Source organism: Corynebacterium sp. LaCa_282 (assembly GCF_057198125.1).
Genome location: NZ_CP191095.1, coordinates 347,936 through 372,770, shown reverse-complemented (window position 1 = coordinate 372,770; position 24,835 = coordinate 347,936). Strand labels below are relative to the sequence as shown.

Sequence of the window (24,835 nt, the reverse complement as noted above, 5' to 3'; positions counted from 1 at the left end):
GGGTTAGTGTTGGCGCCGCCAGACAACGGCCGTTGCCACCGCCGCGCGGCCCTCTTTGCGGCCGGTAAAGCCCAAATGGTCGGTCGTGGTGGCAGAAATGGACACGTCGGCGCCGAGGATTTCCGAAAGTACGGCCTCGGCTTCCTCGCGGCGCGGGCCCATCTTCGGCGTCTGGCCAATCAGCTGGGCGGCGGCATTCCCAATGATAAAGCCTTCCGCTTCCAGCAGCTCGCGGCACTCGCGCAGGAGCTGGGCGCCGGAGACACCGTCGTATTCGGGCCGGCCCACCCCCACGAAGGAGCCGAGATCGCCGAGGTGGGAGGCGGAGAGGAGGGCATCGACAAGCGCGTGGGATACAACATCGCCGTCGGAATGGCCTTCGCAGCCGGGGGCATCATCGAAAAGCAGCCCCGCAATCCAGCAGGGCTTGCCGGCTTCTATCTGGTGGGCATCGGTCGCGATGCCAACGCGGGGAATGATGGGCTCAGTCATGCTGCTCCTCTGCAAGGGCGTGGGCCAGGGTCAGGTCCGTGGGGGTGGTGATTTTGAAAGCGAGGATATCGCCCGGCACGGTCTCCACGCGCTGGCCGTGCCATTCCATGAGGCTGGCATCGTCCGTGGCGGTGAAATCCGGCTGGTCACGCCAATAATCCAGGTTGGCCTGGCGCAGCGCGGCGAGGCGGAACCCCTGCGGGGTCTGCACGGCGCGCAGGCGGGCGCGATCGGGGGTGCCAACCACGGCGTTACCGGTAACTTCCTTGATCGTATCGGTCACGGGAAGCACCGGGATGACGGCGGGAGCACCAGCTAGAACGCGCCGTGCCACGCGCTCGACCATCGCGGTGGGCGTGAGCGCGCGGGCGGCGTCGTGGATGAGCACCACGGCGTCCTCGTCTGGAATGGCCTGCAGCCCCGCCCAAATGGAATCGGCGCGCTCCCCGCCTCCATGCACGAGGCGTACCGGGATATTTGCGCCCACGCGCTTGACGATGCCCCCAGCTTCCTCCTCCATAGCCGGGCTCACCAGCACGATCACCTCGTCCACGAGGCCAGAGTTGGCCATGGTGCGAACGGATCGTTCCAGCAGGGTGCGGCCGCGAAGTTCGACATAGGCCTTAGGCACATCCGCGCCGAGGCGGGTGCCTTGCCCGGCCGCAGCGATTAAGGCGATAACGCGGGGATTAGTCTTCGTCGTCGAAGGAGAGGTCATCGAGATCGATGTCGTTGTCGATATCGGTGGTAATGGATTGGTCATCGACTAGGCCGGCGGCGCGGTGGCGCTCGATGGTGGCGTCGATTTCTTCCATCATGGTATCGGCCTTCTTATCGTCAACCGGCTGCGCCAGCGCCAGCTCGCCCACCAAGATGGTGCGGGCCTTGCCCAGCATGCGCTTCTCGCCGGCGGACAGGCCGCGGTCTTGGTCGCGGCGCCAGAGATCGCGCACCACTTCTGCGACCTTGTTGATATCGCCGGAGGCCAAGCGCTCCTGGTTGGCTTTGTAGCGGCGGGACCAGTTGCCGGCTTCTTCTACGTCTTCATCGCGCAGCACGGAGAAAACCTTTTCCAGGCCCTCCTTGCCCACGACATCGCGCACGCCCACGTTATCCGCATTCTTCTTGGGCACGCGGACGACAAGATCGGACTGGTTAATGTGCAGCACGAGGTATTCCAGCTCTTCGCCGCCCATTTCGCGGGTTTCGATATCCTCGATGACCGCCGCGCCGTGGTGCGGGTAGACGACGACCTCGCCGACCTTATATTCCATTGCCACTCCTTATAATCCCGTGAATAAGCCGATAACTAAGGCCGCCATTTTATCACGCGCAGCCTGCCTGCCACCGGACGCCCCCGATTACCCCCACGGATTACCCGCTAGGTTAGCGAGAAACTGTGTACTTTATATCAAAAGGGACTAGGCTAAAGATTTGATAAGCCCTGAGATCGCAATTGATGGAGGATGCTCAACGTGCAGTCCCTGAAGTCCGCCGCCCGTCGCGGTGCCATTATTTCCGTTACCGCCGTCTCCGCTCTGGCGCTGGCTTCTTGCTCAGCAGGCCACATCGCCCAAACGGCAGAGAAGGTAGCTGCGGTTGATGGCGCTTCTGCCAGCACCGATGACGATAAGATTGCCGTCCGCGATGTCACCATCTTGGCTGAGCCAGACGGTGGCGCCGCTTTGAAGTTCAACGCCGTCAACCAGGGCTATGATACCGATGTCATCACCTTGAAGTCCGTGAAGGTCGACGGCCAGCCCGTCGAGATGAAGCAGACCCAGCCGCTGCAGCGCGATCACTCCATCGTGGCGGATTCCCAGGAGAACCTGGATGCTAGCCCGGAGCACGATTCCGAGACCGTGCAGTACGTGGCCACCCACCTGGATAACGATGACTTTGGCTACGCCGGCCACCGCCCGGTGACCTTCGAGTTCTCCAACGGCACCATCGAGATCGATGCCACCGTCGCTGCCTCCCAGATGGAGTCCGGTAAGTACGACCGCGATGTGGAATCCCCAGAGGGCTACACCACCGACGCGAACACCGGTGACTCGCACCACTAAAAGCCCCCACCGCACGCGCGCCCTGCTCTCCCCGCGGAGTACGGGCGCGTTCGTCGTTTTGGCCGCCACACTCTAGGCTCTACACCATGGCCAAAAAATCTCGCCCCATCCACACCTGCTCTGAATGCGGTTATGTCTCCCCCAAGTGGCTCGGGCGCTGTCCCGATTGCGGTTCGTGGGGGACGATGGAAGAAAAGGCGCCGGTGGTGGCGGGGGCATCGGCAAGCGGCGGGCAGGCAAGCGTGGCACCCACGAGCCCGGCACAGCCCATTACGCAGGTGGGCGCGCAGGCGACGAAGACGGTACGCACGGGCATCGGCGAGCTCGACCGCGTGCTGGGCTCCGGTATCGTGCCAGGGTCCGTGGTCCTTATGGCCGGTGAACCCGGCGTAGGCAAATCCACGTTGCTTCTCGAGGTCGCCTCCCGGTGGGCCCAGCTCGACCGCACCGTCCTCTACGCCACCGCCGAGGAATCCGCCGGCCAGGTCCGCGCCCGCGCCGAGCGCACCGGGGCGCTGCAAGAATCGCTGTACCTTGCGGCGGAGTCCAACCTGGATGCCGTCTTTGGGCACGTCGATGCCATCAAGCCCGGGCTCATCATCGTGGACTCCGTGCAGACCATGCATGCAGTGGGGGTAGAAGGTGTTCCCGGCGGCGTCGCGCAATCGCGCGCCGTGACCGCGGCGCTGACCTCGCTGGCGAAATCGACTGGCATCCCTGTACTGCTGGTGGGACACGTTACCAAGGACGGAAACGTGGCGGGACCGCGGGTTTTGGAGCATCTTGTCGATGTCGTCTTAAACTTCGAGGGCGACCGCCAGTCCAGCCTGCGCATGCTGCGTGGGATGAAAAATCGCTTCGGCGCGACCGATGAGGTGGGCTGTTTCGAGCAAACCGCCGGGGGTATCCGGGAGGTCGCGGACCCGTCGGGGCTCTTCCTTTCCCACCGGGGTACGACGCCGGATGGCTCCGCGGTGACCGTCGCCATGGACGGCGTGCGGCCCATCCTTGCCGAGGTCCAGGCGTTGACCGTTGACCCCGTAGCGAAGAACCCGCGGCGCGTGGTCACGGGGCTCGATGCCAACCGCGTGCCCATGGTGCTGGCCGTGTTGCAGGCGCGCGCCGGCCAGCGCACGAACGATAAGGATGCGTATGTGGCCACGGTGGGCGGGATGCGGATTACCGAAACCGCCACCGACCTCGCGGTGGCGCTGGCCACGTGGTCCTCGCTACACGAGCAGCCACTGCCGGCAAAGACGGTGGTCATCGGCGAGGTGGGCTTGGCCGGCGAGCTGCGGCCGGTGCCCAATGTTGAGCGGCGCCTGCAGGAGGCGGCGCGGCTGGGATACAAGCGGGCGATTGTTCCGTGCGGGGAAATCAACCCCGTGGACGGGATGCAGGTGCGCCAAGTCGCGACGCTTGGCGAGGCCCTCGCCGCGGTCCAGCCGTAGTTCAATCGTAACCGGTGGCGGGTTCTAGCCCGGCTGGTGACGAGGGGCGGGCGCTCCAGCAGCGCAAACTTCCGCGCTGCCTGCTTCCGCGCGGGCTATTTCCGCCCGAACTGGTTCCGCGTGGTCTGCTCCCGCCCGAGTAGGTTCCGCCCGAGTAGATAACGCGCGACCTGCTCACGCGCGGGCTGCTTCCGAGCGGGTTGGTTCCGGGCGGCTGACTGCAAGGAGGCTGCGCGCTTAGCGGAGGGTGAAGTCCTGCGGCGGGGAGGAATTATCGCCGATGACCGTGTGGGCAAAGTAGGCGCCTGGCTCGGCGGTGGGGCGGTCGGTGCACTTGCCCGGTTCGGAGGCCTGGCGGGACCATTCGGCCTCGAATTTCAGGTCCTTGCCCGCGGGGAAGGTCTGCTCGCCGGTCTGCACGGAGGCGTAGCAATCGGTATCGGACCATACGCGCTGGTTATCGGCCATCTTGTAGACCTCGAAGCGCAGCGAGTTCTCGTCCAAGTCGATCTTGCAATCCGCGGCGGTGGGGTTGGTGACGGTCATAAAGAACTTCGGCAACTCACCGTCCGGCACGGAGTAGTTGAGCATGGAGGTGCGCACCTCCAAGTCCTCAAGCGAGCAAGTATCCTTTGCGGCCTGCACGGATTCCTCAGGCTCCTTGCTTTCCGATGCCCCATCCTTGGCTTCCGACTCCGTGACAGATTCGGACTCGGACTCGAATTCGCTCGTCGAATCCGCGGACGTGGTGGAGGATTCGCTGGTAGTTTCTGCGGAGGTAGTTGCCGCCGAAGACTCTGAGGACGCGGCAACGGAATCGTCGCTTTCGCCGCCGAAGGCGGCCACCGCCGCCCAGATTAGCACCACGGCCAGGACGATCACGATGATAAGCGCGGCAACCCGGCGGCGCTTATAGATCTCTTCTGGAAGGGGCTTATTCTGGTTCACGCACTCAATTTTAAGTGGTAGACGCGCCAGGATCCGCTAAGCGCGCTCCGCGTGTCAACTCAACGCCGTAAGAGTACAATGGCTCCACGCGCGAGTCCTCGAGGAGGTAGCGGGCGCCGACGATGCCGAAGGAGCCATCGTCAAGCTGCTTGCGCACATTAGGGATGCTGGCCACGACCTGGGTGACGGTTTGGAGGGTGTGTTGGCGCTCGACATCGGCAAGCGTGGCATCAGGCCCCGCAGTCCAGGCCGACGTCGCGACCTTCTCGATGATGGGCCGCTGCAGGCCGATGGGCAGCTCGCCGCCGCGCACAAAATCCACCGCGGCCGCCACCGCGCCGCAGGACTGGTGGCCCAAGACCACCAACAGGTTGGGGTGCAGGTGGTCGAGCGCATAATCCAAGGAAGCCAACACGGAGGCGTCGAGGATGTGGCCGGCGGTGCGGATGACGAAGGCATCGCCAAAGCCGATATTGAAGATGTGCTCGATGGGCGCGCGGGAATCCGAGCAAGCAAGCACCACCACGCGGGGATCCTGGCCCTTGGTGAGCCCCTCGCGCTCATAAATCTTGTTGAGATCCATGATGGTGCCGTCAATGACACGCTGGTTTCCGGCCTGGAGGGCCTCCCAGACCGCCTGCGGATTATGGGCAACGTTACTTAATGGCATGAACTATATTTTAATGCCCTAGACTGTCCTGCGAGATGGATACGCACGCACTTCTTTCCTGGTTTGACGCCAATGAACGCGATTTGCCCTGGCGGCGCCCCGGCACCTCCGCCTGGGGAGTGCTGCTTTCCGAGGTCATGAGCCAGCAAACCCCCGTCGCGCGCGTCGCCCCCGTCTGGGAAGAGTGGATGCGGCGCTGGCCCACCCCCGCGGACTTCGCCCAGGCCTCCCGCGCCGAGGTGTTGCGCGCGTGGGGCAAGCTCGGCTACCCGCGGCGCGCGCTGCGGCTCTGGGAGTGCGCGGGGGTAATGGACGAGGTTCCATCGGACGTGGATGAGCTGCTCGCGCTGCCTGGAATCGGCGACTACACCGCCCGCGCCGTGGCGTGCTTTCACTTTGGCCAGAACGTGCCGGTGGTCGATACCAACGTGCGCCGCGTCTATGCCCGCGCCGAGGACGGCAACTTTCTCGCCCCGTCGCCTTCCAAGCGCGAGCTCGCCGCTGTGGCCGCGCTTTTGCCCGAGCGCAATGGGCCGCGTTTTTCCGCCGCGCTCATGGAGCTCGGCGCGCTGGTGTGTACTGCGAAAAATCCCGATTGTAAGCGCTGCCCCTTGCGCGCGACCTGCGCTTGGCAGCTCGCCGGGTGTCCCGAGCCTTCCGCCGCGGAACAAACCCGCGCGAAAAAGCGCGTGCAGAAATTTGCCGGGACCGACCGACAGGTGCGAGGCAAGATTCTAGACGTGCTGCGCGCCGCCGATCACCCAGTGCCGCAGTCCGCTATCGACGTGGTCTGGCCCGATGCCGCGCAGCGTTCCCGGGCGTTGGCTTCGCTGCTTGACGATGGCCTCGCCGAGCAAAACTCCGCCGGCCTCTTCCACCTGCCGAACTAACTGGCCGCCGGGCCTGTCAGCGTTAAAGCGCAGCGACTCGCTACCGCCAGCGGCCGCGGAAGTTGAGCCCGCCGGGGAGGTTGACCCACATGCCACCGCGGGAATTAAAGGTCACCGGCCCAATCTTCGTGGACATGGAGGCACCGGATCCGGAAATGTTTATCCAGCTATTCTTGCCGGTCTTTTTGCGCGAACGATATTGAAGTCCCATAACGGGTCATTCTAGCAATACCCCCGTGCACGACGCTGCGCCACAGAACCATCGGGCCGCTGTACCGCCATACCGCCGGACAGAGATATTCCCCCCGGCTGGTGAGCAAATTGACCATGGGTGGGCGCATACGAAAACCACCCAGGGTTCGCGGTGGAACCGTGGGTGGTTATGTGGCGCCGCGCGCGGCCGGTAGGCGCGTAGCCGGCACGCGCGGGCCGGGCTGGGGCGCGGCGGGACGAGCCGAGCCCGAGCCGGGTCGGGGCTTGGCCGATTAGTTACATCGGCTGGCCAGCACCTGCTGGTGGCGGGTTCTTGCCATCATCGTCGGAGTTGCCGAGGCCCGGCTTTTCCGAAGGCACGTCCGGGGAAATGACATCTGGCTCGCCGTTGGTGTCAATGCCATCATTGCCGGAACCGGAACCGCCGTCCTTCGGGCCACCATCCTTCGGATCGTCGCCCTCGGGGCCGCCGTTGCCGTTGCCGTCGCCGTTGTCACCGTCGGAATCGGAACCCGAATCGGAACCGTCGGCGGCGTCTTCGGAGGGGTTGTTGTCGCGCACGGAGGCATCGGCAAGCGAGGGCTCATCGATGTCATCCGGCAGCGGCTTCGGGCGTGGGGTGAAGGTGAACGTAGCGCCGGAGTCGTCCTTGGACTCGCCGTCCCAGCCTTCGACGTCGACCGAGATGATCTCGCCGGCGCCAATCTCGCCGAAGAGGATCTTCTCCGAGAGCTGGTCCTCGATATCGCGCTGAATGGTGCGGCGCAACGGGCGGGCACCAAGAACCGGGTCGAAGCCGCGCTGGGCCAGGAGGTTTTGGGCCTTATCGGTGAGCTCGATGCCCATATCGCGCTCTTCCAGCTGGGTACCCACGCGGTCAATGAGCAGGTTAACCATCTGCACGATCTGCTCGCGGGTGAGCTGGTGGAAGACCACGACGTCATCGATACGGTTCAGGAACTCGGGGCGGAAGTGCTTCTTCAGCTCGTCGTTGACCTTTGCCTTCATCCGCTCGTACTGGGCGTCCGAATCATTCTCGCTGGCGCCGGTAAAGCCCAAGCCCACCGGCTTCGAGATGTCCTGGGTACCCAGGTTCGAGGTGAAGATGAGGACGGTGTTCTTGAAGTCGACGACGCGACCCTGGCCATCGGTAAGCCGGCCGTCCTCCAGCACCTGCAGCAAGGTGTTGTAGATCTCCTTGTGGGCCTTTTCGATCTCATCAAAAAGCACCACGGAGAACGGCTTGCGGCGAACCTTCTCGGTCAGCTGGCCACCCTCTTCGTAGCCAACGTATCCCGGAGGAGCACCGAAGAGGCGGGAGGCGGTGAAACGGTCGTGGAACTCACCCATATCGATCTGGATGAGGTCATCATCCGAACCGAAGAGGAAGTTAGCCAGCGACTTCGACAGCTCGGTCTTACCCACACCGGACGGGCCGGCGAAGATGAAGGAGCCGGAAGGACGGCGCGGATCCTTCAGGCCCGCGCGGGTGCGGCGGATGGCGCGGGAGACGGACTTGACCGCCTCGTCCTGGCCAATGATGCGCTTGTGCAGCTCTTCTTCCATGTTGAGCAGGCGGGAGGATTCCTTCTCCGTCAGCTTCAGCACAGGGATGCCGGTCCAGTGCGCCAGAACCTCAGCGATTTGGTCCTCGCCCACCTCGGCGATTTCCTCCAAGTCGCCGGAGCGCCACTGCTTTTCCTTCTCGGAGCGCTCCTCGCCCAGCTTGCGCTCGTCATCGCGCAGGCTGGCGGCCTTTTCGAAGTCCTGGGCATCGATAGCCGCTTCCTTTTCCCGGCGAACCTCGGCGATACGGTCATCGACCTCGCGCAGGCCCTTCGGGGCGGTCATGCGCTTGATGCGCATGCGGGCACCGGCCTCATCGAGGAGGTCGACGGCCTTATCCGGCAAGAAGCGGTCATTGATGTAGCGGTCCGCCAGCTGCGCGGCGGCGTGCAGCGCCTCATCGGTGTAGGACACGCGGTGGTGCGCCTCGTACTTATCGCGCAGGCCCTTCAGGATGAGGAAGGTATCATCCAGCGAAGGTTCATCGACCTGCACCGGCTGGAAACGACGCTCCAGCGCGGCATCCTTTTCGATGTGTTTGCGGTACTCATCCAGGGTGGTAGCACCAATGGTCTGCAGCTCGCCGCGGGCTAGCTTGGGCTTGAGCAGCGAAGCAGCATCGATGGCGCCCTCGGCAGCACCTGCACCGACGAGGGTGTGGATCTCATCAATGAACAAGATGATGTCGCCGCGCTGGTTAATCTCCTTGAGAACCTTTTTCAGGCGTTCCTCAAAGTCACCGCGGTAGCGGGAACCGGCAACCAAAGAGCCCAGGTCAAGCGAGTACAGCTGCTTGTCCTTAAGCGTTTCTGGGACCTTGCCGTTGACGATGTCCAGCGCCAGGCCCTCCACCACGGCGGTCTTACCAACGCCGGGCTCACCGATGAGCACCGGGTTGTTCTTGGTGCGGCGCGAGAGCACCTGCATGATGCGCTCGACCTCGGACTCGCGGCCAACAACGGGGTCTAGCTTGCCATCCTTTGCCGCCTGGGTGAGGTTGCGGCCGAACTGGTCCAGCACGAGCGAGTTGGAGCGCTCGCCCGAGCCGCCGGAACCACCGCGCCCGCCGGCGCCGGCACCGGAGCCTGCGCCCGCACCAATGGGGCCTGGGCCCTGGTTCGAGTCGCCACCGCCTTCTTGCTGGCCACCCTCGTAGCCGGAGAGCAGCTGGATAACCTGCTGACGCACGCGCGGCAGGTCCGCGCCGAGCTTCGTCAGCACCTGTGCGGCAACGCCGTCACCCTCACGGATAAGTCCGAGCAGGAGGAACTCCGTGCCGATGTACTTGTGCCCCATCTGCAGGCCCTCGCGCAAGGACAGCTCGAGGACCTTCTTGGCGCGCGGGGTAAAAGGAATGTGACCGGTGTGCGGCTGGCTGCCCTGGCCGATGATCTCTTCTACCTCACGGCGCACGTCCTCCAAGGAAATGCCCATGGACTCTAGAGCCTTGGCGGCTACACCTTCTCCCTCGTGGATAAGGCCGAGCAGGATGTGCTCGGTTCCGATGTAGTTGTGGTTAAGCATGCGTGCTTCTTCTTGCGCCAAAACGATGACGCGACGAGCACGGTCTGTAAACCTCTCGAACATGACTCCCCTAAACTTTCGCTTCTAATGTGGTACCCACTGTAACGCCGCACGCCCCAAAGGATTTCCTCTTTTTGGCCCCCATTGGCCTATAAACGCCCCAAACCGCCCATACTCGCAGCTCACATGGGTGTACGCCGGTAGCGAACAGGGCCTTTTTGCCCTAGAATCTTCTTCATTCTCCCTGTCGCCTCGTAGATACAAAGGAATAAAACAGCCGTGCCGCACCTTCCCGAATTCTTTGCCTCCCAGCACAACCTGCACGAAAAGGCAGTGCTGGATGAGGGCCCTAATTCCACCCTTTTTGCCGTGGAGGATGGCTCCACGCACGAGGAATTTACGGTGGAGATCTTCGCGGCGAAGGCAAAGGGCATCGTCAAGGCCTCTACCGCCCTGCACGGCCTGCACCACCCCGCGCTCGCCGCCCTGGTGGGCTCCGGCACGACGGCGGATGGCCAGGAATTCTTAGTCCGCAAGGCCTGCTCGGGTACCGCTTTACCCGCGCTTGCCGATGCCCCCGCCAAACCCCACGCCCAAGAAATCCTCACCCCCGTGGCAGGCGCTGTGGATTTCCTGATTAGCCGCAACCATGCAGATTTCGCCGTCCACGGGCTCAATGCCGATCGCGTGTTTGTGGATGAGGATAAAAAGGTCGCCGTCCTCGCCGCCGCGGGTCCAGGCGGTGTCAACACCGCGAAGAAAACGACGGAGGAATCCGCCGAGAATGATGGGGAGAAATCGTCGGAGGAAACCACCGAGAAAACTTCAGAAAAGGCCGAGAGCGCGACGGGTGCCGATGCGGTCCGCGCCTTTCAAGAACTCGTTGCCGCCACGTGCCCTTCCTTCACGCCGGAGGAGGATTATTCGAGCGCTAAAGAGGTCGTGGCGGCGCTGCGCCCCGAGCGCGATCTCGATACCTCTCAATTCCCATCGGTACAGGCCGAGGAACCCGAGCCCCAGCCGCAGCAACACTTCCCGCCGCAACCGCAGCAGCAGTTCCCGCCGCAGAACCAGGCGGGACCGCAGTATCAGCCGCAGTATCAACAGCAATACCAGCAGCAATACCAACAGCAGCCGATGCCACCGATGAATGCGGCCCCGCCAAAGAAGAAGGGCAAGGGCGGGCTCATCGCGCTCATTTCCGTTCTGGCCGTCATCGCGGTGGCCGCCGCGGGAGCGTTGTGGTTCTTCCTGTCCTACCCCAGCTGGGATGCCAAGGAAAAGAACCTAGCGGATGCTTATCCGAGCCTGATTGGCTCGCGCAGCGGCCAAGACGGCGCGCTCGGCGCAGAGTGTTCCTCCCGCACCCCAGAGGACGGGCAAGAAGCGAAGATCACCTGCTCGGGGGATGGCTTCAGCTACACTGCCGCCTACTACCCCAGCGTGGAAGAACGCGATGCGGTCCTCCCGGATGCCGATCCGGTAGAGCTATCTAATGATAAGTGCACCATCCAAAGCTACGAGGCCTCAAAGGAACCGATGACCTACGTCATGGCCGTGGAAGGTACCCAGTCTATCTTCATGGTGTGGGGCGACGATGCAGAAGACGCGCGGCTCAAGCTGCCGCTGTGCGCGCAGTAGGCGCCGGAGGAGAGCTGGTGAGGCTGACCGGTCCGCGCTCTCCCGGCAGGGGTTACTCCGCGCGGCGCTAGTCCGCGCGGCGCTAGTCGGCGGCGGGCACGCGCTTGAGCAGCGGCGCTAGCACGAGCACGAAAAGCGAGAGCACGCCGGCGAAAAGGAAGGCCCAGTGAGCGCCTTGGGCGGTGGCGGCGGCCTCACTCATGCCCTCGGCCTGGCCGGACTTGGTGCCGCTGGTCAAAAAGGCCACGAGGAAGGCGGTACCGGCCGCGCCGGCCAGCTGCTGCAGCGTATTTAGAATGGCGGAGCCGTGGGAGTAGAGGTCATCGGGAAGCGAGGACAGCGAGACCGTCATCAGCGGGGTCATCATGAGCGCGATGCCCACGGCGAACAGGATGTGCATGCCGATGACCATCCACACCTCGCTGTTTTCTGTCAGCAGGGTCATCAGCCAAATGCCGGTAGAAAACATGATCGCGCCGGGAATCAACAGGGGCCGGGGGCCAAGGGCGTCATAAATCCGCCCCACAATCGGGGAAATACCGCCCTGCAGGAGGCCGCCGGGCATCACCACGAGGCCGGTGACCAGCGAGGATACCGCCAGCGAGGTCTGCAGATAAATGGGCAGGATATTCACCGTGCCCAGTAGCAGGGCGAACATGAGCAGCATGGCGATGACCGCGAGGGTGAAATTGCGGACCTTGAACGGGCGCAGATCCAAAAGCGCGCGATTTACCTTGGCCAGCCGGAGTTGGCGCACGGTAAAGGTGATGAGGGCGAGGATACCGAGGAGGAGCACGAGGGCATCGGCAAGCGAGCCGCCCTCCACCATCTTTTCGATGGACGATAGGCCATATATAAGCCCGCCGAAGGCCAGGGCGGATAAGAATACCGACGGGATATCGAGCGGGGTATCCCTGCGCTCACCCACGTTGACTAGGCGGAAGTAACCGGCGATGCTAATGGCGGCGATGAGCGGGACCATGGTCCAGAAGATGACGTGCCAGGTCGCCATACTCAAAATAAACCCGCCGACGGTAGGGCCCAGGGCCGGCGCCACGGAGATGACCACGGTGATAATGCCCATGACGGTGCCGCGGCGTTGCGGTGGAACCAGCGTCATGGCCACGGTCATAAGGGTGGGAATCATCAGCGCGGTACCGGCGGCCTGCAGCACGCGGCCGGCAAGGAGCAGCCCAAAGGCCGGGGCGAGGGCCGCCAGCACCGTGCCCGCGAGGAAAACGCCGGTAGAGGCGCCAAAAATCTGCCGGGTGGTGAATTTATCCATCAGGAACCCGGTGGTGGGAATGACCACACCCATGGTGAGCAAGAAGCCGGTCAGCAGCCACTGCGCGGAAGTCGCCGGGATGGAGAAATCCGCCATGATGGTGGGCAGCGCCACCGAAAGCGCGGTTTCGTTCAAAATCATCACCATCGCGGAGAGCACCAAGATGGTGAGGTTGGCTATGACCTCTGCGGAGATTTTCGGGGCGGGATTCTGAGACACCAAATCAGGATACTGAGTTGGCTTAACCTGCAAAACTTGGGGCGTATGATTTAGATGTCTTTTCCTGCACCCTCGATTCACGTTAGGCAATCCCACAGTGCATTTCCTCAATGATTCCCGCCCACCCTACGAGCTGACCTACTCGGATGTATTTATGGTGCCGAATCACTCGGATGTTGGCTCGCGGCAGGCGGTCGACCTCACCGCAGCCGATGGCACGGGCAATACCATCCCGCTCATCGTGGCGAATATGACCGCGGTGGCTGGCCGCCGCATGGCAGAGACCATCGCCCGGCGCGGCGGCATGGCCATCCTGCCCCAAGACCTCAGCCTGGAGGCCGCGGCGGAAACGATCGCCTCGGTGAAAGCCGCCGACCTGGTCTATGACACCCCGATTACCATCAAGCCGCACCACACGGTGGGCTATGCCAGCAACCTGTTGCACAAGCGCGCCCACGGCGCGGCCATCGTGGTCGACGGTGCGCTGCCCGTGGGCATCATTACCCCGAAGGACCTGCGCGGGCAGGATAATTTCACCGCCGTGGGCGAGCTCATGACCACGGATTTGGTGACTTTGCCGGTGGGCATCGACCCGCAAGAGGCTTTTACCCGCCTGCGCACAACCTCGCGCAAGCTCGCCCCAGTGGTCAATCCGGATGGCACGCTGGCGGGCATTTTGACGCGCAAGGGTGCGCTGCGGGCGACGATGTATAAGCCGGGCATCGACAAGCAGGGGCGCCTGCACATCGGTGCCGCGGTGGGCATTAATGGCGACGTTGAGGGCAGGGCGCGGGCGCTTGCCGATGCCGGCGCTGACGTCCTCGTCATCGATACCGCCCACGGCCATCAAGACAGCATGCTGGCGGCGCTGCGCAAGGTCAAGGCCCTGGATCTGGGCCTGCCGATTGTTGCTGGCAACGTGGTCACGGCCGCCGGCGTGCGCGAGCTGGCCGCAGCGGGCGCGGATATCATCAAGGTCGGTGTGGGCCCCGGCGCGATGTGCACTACCCGCATGCAAACCGGCGTGGGCCGCCCGCAGTTTTCCGCCGTGCTGGAGTGCGCCGCCGCGGCTCGCGAGGTCGGCGCGCACGTGTGGGCCGATGGCGGCGTGCGCGATCCCCGCGACGTAGCCCTGGCACTGGCTGCGGGCGCGTCCAATGTGATGATTGGCTCCTGGTTCGCTGGTACCTTCGAATCCCCCGGTGACCTGCACAAGGATGCCGATGGATCGTTCTACAAGGAATCGTTCGGCATGGCCTCGCGCCGGGCGGTGCGCGGGCGCAATTCCGCCACCGAAGCCTTCGAGCGCGCCCGCCGGGAGATGTTTGAGGAAGGCATCTCCACCTCCCGCATCTACCTCGATCCGGAGCACGGCGGCGTGGAGTACTTGGTAGACCGCATCATCTCCGGCGTGCGCTCATCCTGTACTTATGCCGGGGCCGATTCGCTGGCTAGCTTCCACGAGCGCGCCACCGTGGGCGTGCAATCAGCCGCCGGCTTTGCCGAGGGCCAGCCGCGGGCCACCAACCGCTAGGGTGATTCAGGCGCGTGCTACTTTTGCAAGTATGTTGACTCGCTATGACCAGGCGGCCTCGCGCGCGGCCGCGCAGGTTATGGGGCAGTATTCCACCAGTTTTTCCCTGGCCACGCGCCTTTTGCGCGGGCGGGTGCGCGAAGACATCCGCCACCTTTATGCCGTGGTGCGCATCGCCGACGAGCTTGTCGATGGCACCGCTGACCAAGCCAGCATCGATGCCGCCGCCGCGCTCGACGCCTACGAGGCCGCTATCCTGGCAGCGCCCGAGAAACGGCTGCACACCGATCCCGTCGTGCACTCCTATGCCATTACCGCCAGGCGCTGCGGCTTCCAGCGCGAGCACCTCGTGGCTTTTTTCGATTCCATGCGCGCCGACCTTTCCCAACGGGAGTATTCGGCCACTGAGCTCACCGAATATATCTACGGCTCCGCCGAGGTCATCGGCCTATTGTGCGTACAGGTCTTCCTGGCGGAAGAGACCGTCTCCGCCGCCGACCGCGCCGCGATGGACCGCGGTGCGCGCCACTTGGGCTCCGCGTTTCAAAAGATTAACTTCCTGCGGGACCTGGGCGAGGACTCCTCGGTCCTCGGCCGGGCCTATTTCCCGCAGGCTGCTGGTGGCGTGCTTTCCGAGGCCGCCAAATCCGCCCTCATCGCCGAAATCCGCCGCGAGCTCGACGCCGCCGAAGAAGCCATTAACCTCTTGCCGCTATCCGCCCGCGTTGGCGTGCGCGCGGCCGCCGATATCTTTGCCGAGCTCACCAACCGGCTCGCTGCTACCCCCGCCGCGGAGTTAAACACCACCCGCATATCCGTGCCGAATCGCACCAAGGCGTGGCTGGCCGCCCGCGCCGTGCGTGCGGTGCGCGCGGTGCGGTAGTGCACCGCGCGTAGATGGGCTCACGCGTAGATGAAGGACCCCCGAAGAAGACTGCAGACTAAGGAGAATATGATGCGCGCCGTTGTCATCGGGGCCGGCATCGCCGGCCTGGCTACCGCTGCCCTACTGGGCAAAGAGGGCTACGAGGTCACCGTCGTAGATTCCCTAGACGAGGTCGGCGGGCGCGCAGGCAGCTACGAGGAGGCCGGGTTCCGCTGGGATACCGGCCCGTCCTGGTACCTCATGCCGGATGCCTTCGACCACTTCTTTTCCCTCTGCGGCACCTCGACAGAAGCTGAGCTCGACTTAGTGAGGCTCTCGCCCGATTACCGCGTCTATACCGGCAGCCCCACCGCATCCACTCCTGGCAGCGCCTCGCGACCTACCCCCGTGGATATTCACTCCGGAACCGATAACGTGGCCCAACTCTTCGAGTCGATAGAACCAGACGCCGGCAAGCAGGTGCGCACCTATTTGGCAGATGCCAGCGACGCTTACCAGGTAGCGCTCGATCACTTTTTGTACACCACTTTTTCGGCGCCGTTGAACCTGGTGCATAGTGATATTCGGCATCGGCTAGCGCGAATCGCGGCGCTTTTAACCAGCAGCCTGCAGCGCTATGTCAATGAGAAATTTTCGGATACGCGCCTGCGCCAGATTCTGAGCTACCCAGCGGTTTTTCTCTCCTCTGAACCTGCCGCAACCCCCGCGCTATATTCACTGCTCAGCCATACCGATTTGGTGGAAGGCGTGCGCTACCCGCGCGGTGGATTCGCTGCCGTAGTCGAGGCCATCTACCGCCAAGCCCAAAAATTTGGCACCACGTTCCGCTTGGGCGAAGAGGTCACCGCCATAACCACCGCCGGCGGTTCCTCCGCCCGCGCCACCGGCGTCCGCGCAACCGGTGTCCGCACAACAAACGGGCACATCGAAGCCGATATTGTGGTCTCGGCTGCGGACCTGCACCATACCGAAACCCACCTCTTACCGCCGAAGCTGCGCACCTATCCGGAGCGCTACTGGGCCCGCCGCAATCCAGGGCTCGGCACCGTGGTGGTGCTCGCCGGTGTGCAGGGAAAACTCCCGCAGTTAGCTCACCACACCTTTTTGTTCAGCCAGGACTGGGACCCGGATTTCCGGGCCGTGTTTTCTGGACCAGAACCTATGCGCCCGCTCGGGGCCTCGCGGTCTATCTATATATCCAAAATCTCAGCCACCGACGCCGATGTGGCACCCGAGGACCACGAAAACCTCTTCTTCCTCATTCCCGTGCCGGCTGCAGAAGACCTTGGCCACGGCGATGCCTACCATCCCGAGGCGTCCCCACGCGTTAAGGCGATCGCTCAAGCAGCCATCGACCAGCTATCGGCCACCGCCGGGATTCCAGACCTGCACGAGCGAATTACCATCACCCGCACCCTTGGCCCCGCCGATTTTGCCGAGCGCTATCACTCCTGGTCAGGTGGGGCTTTGGGGCCAGCGCATACGCTTTTTCAATCCGCATTCTTCCGCGGGCGCAATGCCTCGCGCAAGGTGACCGGCCTTTACTACGCTGGTGCGACCACCGTGCCAGGCGTCGGCGTGCCGATGTGCCTGATTTCTGCAGAGAACATCATCAAGCGCCTGCGCGATGACCGCTCCGCGGGCCCGCTTCCTACAGCTGGTGCCTGAGACCGCTCGCCTGCTCGTTTTCCGCTTGCCGCTCACTGCTCGCAGCGCGGCCTCCGATGCGCAACGCCTCTCGTTCGGCCTCGATTGTGCAGCCTCTGATGCGCAACCTCTTTTGTGCAACCTCGGATGCGCATCCTCCTATGCAATAGGTCCTCGGTGATAACTGAGCAAACTCGGCCCTGAAATGTAGCATTTTTCACTCAGATATCACCGAGGAGGTTGCACTTTTGTGAAGTCGATAGAAGTACGTAGATGTAGGCGGAAGTAGGTAGAGGTAGGCAAAGAAAAAGGCTGCAGCCAAAGGGAGGCTGCAGCCGGTGTCGGGGCGCTAACGTGTGCCCGCGTGGGCGGGCACCGAGTGGGCGCCGGGTATGGCTACTTCTGTTCTGGTTTTACCAGCGGGAAGAGCACGGTCTCGCGGATGCCGAGGCCGGTCAGGGCCATGAGCAGGCGGTCCATGCCCATGCCGGTACCGGCCGTCGGCGGCATGCCCTGTTCCATCGCGGCGAGGAAGTCCTCGTCCAAGACCATGGCTTCCTCATCGCCGCCGGCGGCAAGGCGGGCCTGATCCTCGAAGCGCTCGCGCTGGACGACGGGATCGACAAGCTCCGAATAGCCGGTGGCCAGCTCGAAGCCGCGCACGTAAAGGTCCCACTTTTCGGTCACGCCGGGCTCGGAGCGGTGCTGGCGGGTCAGCGGGGAGGTCTCGACTGGGAAGTTCTTCACAAAGATGGGGCCTTCCAGTTGGTCCTCGCACAGGACCTCCCAGATTTCCTCCACCAGCTTGCCGTGGCCCCAGCCCTCGCCCTGCGGCACGTCGAGGCCGATGACCTTGGCAATGCCCTTCAGGGTCTCCACGTCGGTATCGATGGTGACCTCCGGCTGGCCGGGGAACTTGCGCTGCAAGGCCTCGTTCAGGGAAGGATACATCTCGATTTCGGGCCATTGCTCGCCGCCGAAGTCGAAATCGGTGCCGTCGGCAAGCGTGACGGTGGTGGAACCAAAGACCTCGCGGGCAACGGACTGGATGGACTCGCGAGTCATGCGGGCGCAATCGTTGTAATCGCCCCAGGCGGCGTAGGTCTCCAGCATGGCGAACTCCGGCGAGTGGGAGCGGTCCACGCCCTCATTGCGGAAGTTGCGGTTGATTTCAAAGACGCGGTCGATGCCACCAACGACGGCGCGCTTCAAGTACAGCTCCGGGGCAATGCGCAGGTAGAGGTCAATATCGAGCGCATTGGAGTGGGTGATAAACGGGCGAGCGGCCGCACCACCGTGCAGGGTCTGCAGCATCGGGGTTTCGATCTCTACAAAGTCCTGGCTTTCCAGGTAATTGCGCAGCGCGCGCATGACCTTCACGCGCACCATGGCGTTCTTGCGGGCCTCTTCGCGGATAATGAGGTCGTTATAGCGCTGGCGTACACGGGTATCTTCAGCCATATCCGCGAAGGACACCGGCAGCGGGCGCAGGGACTTGGCCGCCATGGTCCATTCCTCAGCCATGATGGACAGCTCGCCGCGGCGGGAAGCAACCACGTGGCCGCTAACGGAGATGAAGTCGCCCAAGTCCACGTCGGACTTCCAGGCATCGAGGCGCTCCTTGCCCACCTTGGCCTGCGAAAGCATAGCCTGCATCTGGGTGCCATCGCCGTCCTGCAAGGTGGCAAAGCACAGCTTACCGGTATTGCGCATGAAGATAAGGCGGCCAGCGATGGCGTGGGTGACCTCGGTTTCCTCGCCGGGCTCCAGGTAGGTCACGCCCTCTTCATTGCCCGGCTCTTCGCCCTCGGCCACTACGCGGAAATCATGGCGCAGTTCCTTAAGCGCGATGGTGCGCTCGACGGATACCGGGTAGGCCTCCACGCCGGATTCGAGCAGGCGGTCGCGCTTTTCGCGGCGGATGCGCAGCTGCTCAGGGACATCGTTTACTTCAGTATTCTTCTGCTCGCTCACGTTAGCCAAGGGTAGTCGATCCCGCCCGCTACCCGCGATTTGGCCCAGCCATGTCTGCCAAAGCAACGAAAGAGCGCACAGACAGCAAGTACACACCATGATGAAGTGTCCCAGGTTTTGTTCCGTTTGAGTAGATGGGAAAATCTGGAACATGCCAAGAAAAATTTTGATCAGGATTTAAAGGACCGTGTGGTTCGTCTTGTAGAGGACCGCATCGTGGCGGAAAACATGTCAATGCGCCCCGCATGCCAGGCAGTAGCTCCAAAGTTGGGGGTTTCATGGCACACAGCTCGTCAATGGACTTAAGCCTGCTCGCCGTGCAGGAAGAACCCCAGAACCTGTTCCTGAAGACGTGGCTGCCGAAAATGCCAGGCTACGCCGCGAAAATCACCAGCTTCGAGATACCAACGAGTTGCTGAAGGCCGCGTCAGCTTTTTCGCCTCACGACCAGGCCCCAAGCCTCGATTATGATCCGGTTCATCGATAAATACCGGAATTGTTTCTCTGTCGAGTTCATCTGCAAGACGTTGAAAAATAACCGGGCTGGCGGGTTTATCACCTCGCGTGGTTATCGCCAGTCCAAAGCCCGAGGGCTTAAGTACTCGTCGCCTTCGTGACGGTTGTGCTAATTGAACGCATTAGTGCTATTCATCGGGATAATGACGGTGTCTTAGGCGTGCGGACAATGTGGCATGCACTTCACCGTGATGGAATCTGTTGTGACCGGCTATTTGGTAGCAGTGTCGTGACCATCCGGTAGCGCTTGAGTGTGAAACCGGTAGCAGTTCACAATGCTCGGGACGCTTCATTCCGGGAGATACACCGCTCGGGTGCGGCACGTACCGGAAGGACTCCGGTTACGACGGATTACCGTGCGGTGATAGCGCTGTCAGATGCGAGGTTTTGGTACCGGTGTACTGGGGACTCGGTACTGCTGTGTTCTGGGTAGTTGGTACTGCGGCGGGCCGACGGAGTCGGCTCGGCTGTTTCCTTTATTCGTCCGGTTCTATTGGGGAGGTGGCTTTGCGCATGTCAAAGTCTCCTATGCGGATTCGGTGGCCGCTATTGAGAGAGTGTCTAATGGTTTGTGTGTAGGTTCCCAACCTGCATAAGGAGATAAGCCAGAATGACTAGTGTGGCACGACGAGATCTAAGTTGATAAGGCCAAGATTGATGCGATTGAAAAGAAGCTTCTTGCTAACCCTGAAATCGCGAAACTGATTGATGACCTAGGCACGTCTACAACGGATGCCAACGACCTGGTTCGGGGCATGTTGCAAGTCTCGATCACTAGAGGTTTAAATGCTGAGATGGATGCCCACCTTGGCTATGAGCCCGGCGATGGGGAAGGCAAAGCTGCTGCTGGAACAGACAATTACCGCAACGGCACCTACCCGAAAACCGTGGATTCTAACTACAGGCCAGTGACCGTTGGTGTGCCGAGAGATCGGGCTGGAACATTCTTGCTGACTATGGTCCCTAAGGAGTTGTCAAAAGATAAGTGTGCGGTTCGAGTCGACCTTATGGCCTAGATCGTTTTCCATTACTACGTGTTCTTTTAAAGAGATTTATCTTCTTCCTTCTGGGGTCCGAAAAGTTCAGGAGCGTGAACGGAAATGGGTATGGGGAAGCGTCGACCGGTAGATGGATCAGTCATCTCTAGGCACTCAACATGGAAGGTTTCGCGTACGAGTTCAGCGGTCATAACTTCCTCGGTGGGCCCTTCGGCCACAATGCGCCCCTCACGCATAGCTACGATTCGATCGGCGTAACGCGCGGCATGAACCATATCGTGGACCACCATGACCACCGTAGTCTCGGCACGGTTAAGCTCTCGGATGAGGTCCAAGATGGACAATTGGTGCGCGGGGTCGAGGTAAGTAGTTGGCTCATCAAGCAAGGTAATTGGTGTTTCTTGCGCCAACGTCATAGCGAGGAAAACGCGCTGGCGCTGGCCGCCCGAAAGGTCTGCGGCGGGGGTATCAAGCAGCTCGCTCACCCCAGCACGTCTGGCTGCACGCTCAACCGCTTCATGATCTCCGGCCCGCATCGTTGCTAGCGCCCCCGTGTAGGGATAGCGGCCGTAGCCGATGACGTCGCGCACTACTACCCCTTCCGGAGCCACGGGGTGTTGTGGCAGGAAAGAAACTTCGCGGGCGAAAGCCCGCGAGGAATACTCGCTGATATTTTTGCCCGAGAGGTAGGCTGCGCCTGAGCTGGGTGTAAGTTGGCGGCCCAAGGTCTTGAGAAGCGTCGACTTGCCACATCCATTTGGCCCGATAAGGGCAGTTACTTGACCACTGGCTAAGTGAAGATTTACATTCTTGACCACATCTGGGCCACCGTAGCCCACGGTTAATGCGCTACACGTCAGTGTCATGTCTAGCCTCCGTTTCGCACTCGGGTCAGGCGAGTCAATAAGAAAATGAAGTAGGGTGCGCCAATCAACGCGATGAGCGCACCGACGGGAATTTCCGTGGGTGCAAAGGCCCACCGACCTAACGAATCGCATGCGGTGACAAGGACCGCGCCGCCGAGCGCCGCCACGGGTATTTGCCGGCGCAGGTTCGTACCGACCACCAAACGGGCAGCATGTGGAACGATAAGCCCGGCGAACCCCAAGACCCCAGCCGCAGCGACCCCTGCGGCGCCGAGGATGACGGCCAAGGCGATGGCTATGAGGCGCCACATCCTAGTCCTGACGCCGATACCAGCCATGGTGGCATCATCTAGCGCCAGCATATCCAGGTGTTTTGCCACCACCATCGCAACGGCTAGGGCGAGAAGGATGAAGGGGGCGACAATGGTGGCATCGCCAAGCGAGCGGGCGTAAAGCGAACCTTTCAGCCATGTCATTGCCGCGCCCGCTTCTGGGGCGGCGCGCACCAGCAGCAGTTCGGTGATTGCACCCAGCCCAAAAGATACCGCTACCCCGGTAAGCGGCAAGCGTACCGGGTCACTCGCCCCACGTCCAGCGAGGAGGAGAACCAGCGCGGTCCCCGCCAACGCACCGATAAAGACAATAAAAGTCAACAGGTGGGCCGGCAGGGCGCCTGCTCCCATGAGTACCGCAACGGCCGCGAGTCCACCGCCGGAGGTAATACCCACCGTATCTGGTGCGGCCAAGGGGTTGCGCAGCGCGGATTGCAATAGGCAGCCGGAAACGGCCATGGCAACGCCTGCGCATATACCCACCAAGATCCGCGGGGCGCGGTACTTCCAGATGAGCGGCTCTCCGGTAAAGAAAGCGGTGACCACCTCAGCCGGCGGCTTCATCACTGCACCGACGCCCATGCCGATAACTGCGCTACACACCAACGCCAGGGTGAGTCCTACTAGCACCACAATAAATCTCTTATGCCGCATGCTTGCTCCTCCCCAGCGTATGGACGGACCACAGCACCAGTGGCATGCCAGCCAAAGAAGTCACGATGCCCACTGGGGTCTCGGCCGGCGCCCAGATTGCTTGGCCAATCGAATCGGCAACTAGGAGCACCGCCGCTCCAACAATTCCGGCCACGCACAACCCCATGCGGTGATGCGGACCACACACGCGCCACGCAACTGCTGCGGCCATTAACCCCAAGAAACCAATCGGCCCGGTTGCGGCCACCGCCGGAGCAATGAGCACTACCGCCGCCACAATGGCAGCCAACCGAATTCGCTCCGGCTTCGCTCCTACAGCACCGGCCACGGCATCGCCAGCTACGAGTAAGTCCAATCTTTTCGCACTGACTAAGGTCAAGGGCACCACGACCAGCACGGAAACCAGCGCGGGGACAATTTCGCCCAGACGCACCCCTGCAAGCCGCCCAGAAAGCCATGACATCACCGTAGCCAGTTGAGCCTCATCGATTACTAGGAAAATGGAGGTCAAAGCGCTACACAGCGTGGAAACGGCAACGCCAACAAGTACCATGCGCTGGATCGCACCGCTCTTACCGACGCCCACAGTCACCCCCACAGCAATCCCTGCGCCCAACAGTGCGCCGGGCAGCTGGTCGACGCTCGAGGTTTCGCTTCCTACAAACATTGCGGTCGCGACTGCACCGAGTGCCGCGCCGGAGTTCACGCCAGTAATGGACGGATCGGCAAGCGGGTTCGCGGTAGCCGTTCGCAGCAATAGCCCACCCACACCTAAAGCGATACCCACCACCGTGGTAGCAAGGAGGCGGTCAAAAGCCACGCTATGTAACTCTTCTTCCAGCCACGGGGCATCAACTGGCACCCGAACATGGCGAAGCCGCCACCACCACACGAACGCGGCGACAGCGGTGGCAAGGACCAAGCAGGAACCGGTTTTAGTTCGTAGTGCCACTACTTTTCAGCTGTAATAATGTCATCGAGCATGTGCTCAGCAGAAAGCGGCCCGCGGGCGCGTGACCAGATATCTTGGTCTACTTCTACGATGTCACCGCTTCCTTTGACGTAGGGCGTCTTCTTAAACGCATCGACGTCCTTGTACATAAAGACCCGGTCAGCCTTCATACCGGGGAGCTTATCTCCAGTCAGCTCCGCTACATCGGTCTTGGATTCGATGGATGACTTCTCACCTTCAAAGGCGTAGTCATAGCCCACCTCACTCAGCAGGGACTGGGGGAAGGAAGGATTGACCCAGGTATAGAGCAGCTCGCTGGACCAACCGGCCACAACAGCACGGCTGCCTGCCTTTACCGTGTCCTTAGTCTGAGCGATCTTGTCCTCGATGCGCTGACGGACCTCTTTGGCCTTTTCCTCTTTGCCAAGCTTGGCCGCGATCTCATCCATCGAATCCAGCACGTCCGAGTAAGTCTCATCTGAGTAGGATTCGGTATCCGCAATCTCTTCTAGCTGTGGCATGATATTGGCCTGGCGGGTAGGGCTAGCCAGGATCAGATCTGGCTCCAAGGATTGGATAACCTCTAGGTTCGGTTGTTTGGCTTGACCCACTGAGGTGGCCTGCTCCAGCTGGCCCTTTAAGGTGGTCGGCGCTTCCGATTTACCGATTTCCACGATTCCCACTGGGTCCACATCGAGGGCCTTGAGAATTTCCTCGTAGCGCCAATCGAGCGCCACAACTCGCTCGATCTTCTTATCTCCGTTCTCTTCCGTAGAAGAAGAATCAGAAGAACACGCCACAAGGCCTGCCCCTAGAGCTAAGGCGGATACGAGCGCGAGAACTACACGCCCTTTTGTAAACGATTTTAGCATAGCCTTACTTTATATTAATAAGAGTTTACTGTCTAGTGTCAGATGCGAGTGGGGTTGCCCGCAAATCGTGGGCACGTAGTCAAGCTACCTAGTGGTTAGGCAGCTATTTCTTCTTCGTTTCTGGTTTGGGTGATATGGTTCTCGAAATCGATAGGGCTGACCATCCCGAGGGCGGAGTGCCGGCGTCGACGGTTGTAGACCACTTCAATCCAGTAAGCCACAGCCTGACGCGCAGCATCGTGGGTGGGCCAGCGCTTCCGGTCGTAGAACTCGGTCTTAAGCGTCGACCAGAACGACTCAGCCATCGCATTATCGAAACACACCCCGGTACGCCCCACGGATTGAGCAACGCCCAGATTGCGGCACGCCTCCCAGAGTTGTTCGCTGGTAAATTGTGTTCCCCGGTCGGCGTGAAACACCAGCCCGTCAGGAACATCACCGCGCAATGTATACGCCATCCGCAGGGCCCGTTCGGCCAAACTTGTGTCTTGCACGCTATCCATAGCCCAGCCCAGTAACCTGCGGGAATGGCCGTCGCGGACCGCGCACAAGTACAACCATCCTTCACCGGTGCGCAGGTAGGTAATATCCGACATTGAAGTGTCCCAGGTTTTGTTCCGTTTGAGTAGATGGGAAAAT

Annotated in this window: 22 protein-coding genes and 2 pseudogenes; 10 read left to right on the top strand and 14 right to left on the bottom strand. The window is 62.0% G+C overall.

The genetic code is table 11. From position 1 onward, the window contains the following. Positions 1 to 3: 3 nt before the first annotated feature. From ispF to ACP8KU_RS01665, 3 genes are read right to left on the bottom strand one after another with little or no spacing between them, the layout of a single operon-like run. The gene (gene ispF / locus ACP8KU_RS01675; RefSeq protein ID WP_023017957.1) at positions 4 to 492 is read right to left on the bottom strand and encodes a 2-C-methyl-D-erythritol 2,4-cyclodiphosphate synthase; all 489 of its coding nucleotides are present in this window, start codon (positions 490 to 492) and stop codon (positions 4 to 6) included. After that, the gene (gene ispD / locus ACP8KU_RS01670; protein ID WP_484483885.1) at positions 485 to 1,210 is read right to left on the bottom strand and encodes a 2-C-methyl-D-erythritol 4-phosphate cytidylyltransferase; all 726 of its coding nucleotides are present in this window, start codon (positions 1,208 to 1,210) and stop codon (positions 485 to 487) included. Before ispD ends, ispF begins: the two co-directional genes overlap by 8 nt. Further along, the gene (locus ACP8KU_RS01665; RefSeq protein ID WP_005279544.1) at positions 1,182 to 1,766 is read right to left on the bottom strand and encodes a CarD family transcriptional regulator; all 585 of its coding nucleotides are present in this window, start codon (positions 1,764 to 1,766) and stop codon (positions 1,182 to 1,184) included. The genes ispD and ACP8KU_RS01665 overlap by 29 nt, the downstream gene beginning before the upstream one ends. Before the next feature lie 192 nt (positions 1,767 to 1,958). Here ACP8KU_RS01665 and ACP8KU_RS01660 point away from each other — a divergent pair, with 192 nt between their 5' ends. Further along, positions 1,959 to 2,558, top strand: a complete 600-nt coding sequence (locus ACP8KU_RS01660; protein WP_484483884.1) for a hypothetical protein — start codon at positions 1,959 to 1,961, stop codon at positions 2,556 to 2,558. Between the two features lie 86 nt (positions 2,559 to 2,644). Continuing rightward, complete coding sequence (gene radA / locus ACP8KU_RS01655) at positions 2,645 to 4,009, top strand: DNA repair protein RadA (RefSeq protein WP_484483883.1); 1,365 nt, start codon at positions 2,645 to 2,647, stop codon at positions 4,007 to 4,009. 237 nt (positions 4,010 to 4,246) lie between these two features. Here radA and ACP8KU_RS01650 read toward each other — a convergent pair whose 3' ends face one another. Continuing rightward, complete coding sequence (locus ACP8KU_RS01650; protein WP_484483882.1) at positions 4,247 to 4,957, bottom strand: hypothetical protein; 711 nt, start codon at positions 4,955 to 4,957, stop codon at positions 4,247 to 4,249. Between the two features lie 10 nt (positions 4,958 to 4,967). Then, entirely contained in the window at positions 4,968 to 5,627 is a 660-nt protein-coding gene (locus tag ACP8KU_RS01645) for a carbonic anhydrase (protein WP_005284772.1), read from the bottom strand. Positions 5,628 to 5,662: 35 nt separating this feature from the next. On the opposite strand from ACP8KU_RS01645, the gene ACP8KU_RS01640 reads away from it, so the two are divergent. Further along, positions 5,663 to 6,517, top strand: coding sequence for an HhH-GPD family protein (locus tag ACP8KU_RS01640; RefSeq protein ID WP_484483881.1), 855 nt, complete (start codon positions 5,663 to 5,665; stop codon positions 6,515 to 6,517). Between the two features lie 40 nt (positions 6,518 to 6,557). On the opposite strand, the gene ACP8KU_RS01635 is transcribed toward ACP8KU_RS01640, so the two are convergent. Then, positions 6,558 to 6,728 carry a DUF4236 domain-containing protein gene (locus ACP8KU_RS01635; RefSeq protein ID WP_081443674.1) on the bottom strand — a complete coding sequence of 57 codons (171 nt, stop codon included), beginning with the start codon at positions 6,726 to 6,728 and terminating at the stop codon, positions 6,558 to 6,560. Between the two features lie 278 nt (positions 6,729 to 7,006). Beyond that, positions 7,007 to 9,883 carry an ATP-dependent Clp protease ATP-binding subunit gene (locus tag ACP8KU_RS01630; RefSeq protein WP_484483880.1) on the bottom strand — a complete coding sequence of 959 codons (2,877 nt, stop codon included), beginning with the start codon at positions 9,881 to 9,883 and terminating at the stop codon, positions 7,007 to 7,009. A 216-nt stretch (positions 9,884 to 10,099) separates the two neighbouring features. On the opposite strand from ACP8KU_RS01630, the gene ACP8KU_RS01625 reads away from it, so the two are divergent. Then, positions 10,100 to 11,461, top strand: coding sequence for a serine/threonine protein kinase (locus tag ACP8KU_RS01625; protein WP_484483879.1), 1,362 nt, complete (start codon positions 10,100 to 10,102; stop codon positions 11,459 to 11,461). 82 nt (positions 11,462 to 11,543) lie between these two features. Here the strand turns inward: ACP8KU_RS01625 and ACP8KU_RS01620 are convergent, their stop codons facing one another. After that, entirely contained in the window at positions 11,544 to 12,965 is a 1,422-nt protein-coding gene (locus ACP8KU_RS01620) for an MDR family MFS transporter (protein ID WP_484483878.1), read from the bottom strand. A gap of 97 nt (positions 12,966 to 13,062) precedes the next feature. On the opposite strand from ACP8KU_RS01620, the gene ACP8KU_RS01615 reads away from it, so the two are divergent. From ACP8KU_RS01615 to crtI, 3 genes are all read left to right on the top strand, one after another. Further along, positions 13,063 to 14,499: a GuaB1 family IMP dehydrogenase-related protein gene (locus ACP8KU_RS01615; RefSeq protein WP_484483877.1), complete on the top strand. Its 1,437-nt coding sequence runs from the start codon at positions 13,063 to 13,065 to the stop codon at positions 14,497 to 14,499. Positions 14,500 to 14,530: 31 nt separating this feature from the next. Further along, positions 14,531 to 15,382, top strand: a complete 852-nt coding sequence (locus ACP8KU_RS01610; protein ID WP_284641846.1) for a phytoene/squalene synthase family protein — start codon at positions 14,531 to 14,533, stop codon at positions 15,380 to 15,382. A gap of 69 nt (positions 15,383 to 15,451) precedes the next feature. Next, a complete protein-coding gene (gene crtI / locus ACP8KU_RS01605; protein WP_484483876.1) occupies positions 15,452 to 17,053 on the top strand; it encodes a phytoene desaturase family protein in 1,602 nt (533 codons plus the stop codon). Positions 17,054 to 17,428: 375 nt separating this feature from the next. Here crtI and lysS read toward each other — a convergent pair whose 3' ends face one another. Next, the gene (gene lysS / locus ACP8KU_RS01600) at positions 17,429 to 19,006 is read right to left on the bottom strand and encodes a lysine--tRNA ligase (RefSeq protein ID WP_284643842.1); all 1,578 of its coding nucleotides are present in this window, start codon (positions 19,004 to 19,006) and stop codon (positions 17,429 to 17,431) included. Between the two features lie 105 nt (positions 19,007 to 19,111). Here lysS and ACP8KU_RS01595 point away from each other — a divergent pair, with 105 nt between their 5' ends. The 3 genes and pseudogenes from ACP8KU_RS01595 to ACP8KU_RS01585 form a co-directional block, all read left to right on the top strand. Next, positions 19,112 to 19,312, top strand: coding sequence for a hypothetical protein (locus tag ACP8KU_RS01595; RefSeq protein WP_232018276.1), 201 nt, complete (start codon positions 19,112 to 19,114; stop codon positions 19,310 to 19,312). A gap of 307 nt (positions 19,313 to 19,619) precedes the next feature. Next, entirely contained in the window at positions 19,620 to 19,766 is a 147-nt protein-coding gene (locus ACP8KU_RS01590; protein WP_484483875.1) for an IS3 family transposase, read from the top strand. A gap of 366 nt (positions 19,767 to 20,132) precedes the next feature. Continuing rightward, positions 20,133 to 20,490: pseudogene (locus ACP8KU_RS01585) on the top strand (transposase); the annotation flags it as partial. 74 nt (positions 20,491 to 20,564) lie between these two features. On the opposite strand, the gene ACP8KU_RS01580 reads toward ACP8KU_RS01585, so the two are convergent. The 5 genes and pseudogenes from ACP8KU_RS01580 to ACP8KU_RS01560 form a co-directional block, all read right to left on the bottom strand. Beyond that, positions 20,565 to 21,386 carry an ABC transporter ATP-binding protein gene (locus ACP8KU_RS01580; RefSeq protein ID WP_284641854.1) on the bottom strand — a complete coding sequence of 274 codons (822 nt, stop codon included), beginning with the start codon at positions 21,384 to 21,386 and terminating at the stop codon, positions 20,565 to 20,567. 2 nt (positions 21,387 to 21,388) lie between these two features. Further along, positions 21,389 to 22,372, bottom strand: coding sequence for a FecCD family ABC transporter permease (locus tag ACP8KU_RS01575; RefSeq protein ID WP_284636388.1), 984 nt, complete (start codon positions 22,370 to 22,372; stop codon positions 21,389 to 21,391). After that, positions 22,362 to 23,324 carry a FecCD family ABC transporter permease gene (locus tag ACP8KU_RS01570; protein ID WP_023029239.1) on the bottom strand — a complete coding sequence of 321 codons (963 nt, stop codon included), beginning with the start codon at positions 23,322 to 23,324 and terminating at the stop codon, positions 22,362 to 22,364. Before ACP8KU_RS01570 ends, ACP8KU_RS01575 begins: the two co-directional genes overlap by 11 nt. Then, on the bottom strand, positions 23,324 to 24,196 hold the full coding sequence (locus tag ACP8KU_RS01565; RefSeq protein ID WP_284641856.1) for an ABC transporter substrate-binding protein: 873 nt from the start codon (positions 24,194 to 24,196) through the stop codon (positions 23,324 to 23,326). Before ACP8KU_RS01565 ends, ACP8KU_RS01570 begins: the two co-directional genes overlap by 1 nt. Before the next feature lie 95 nt (positions 24,197 to 24,291). Continuing rightward, a pseudogene (locus ACP8KU_RS01560) lies at positions 24,292 to 24,792 on the bottom strand (IS3 family transposase); the annotation flags it as partial. Between the last annotated feature and the right edge of the window lie 43 nt (positions 24,793 to 24,835).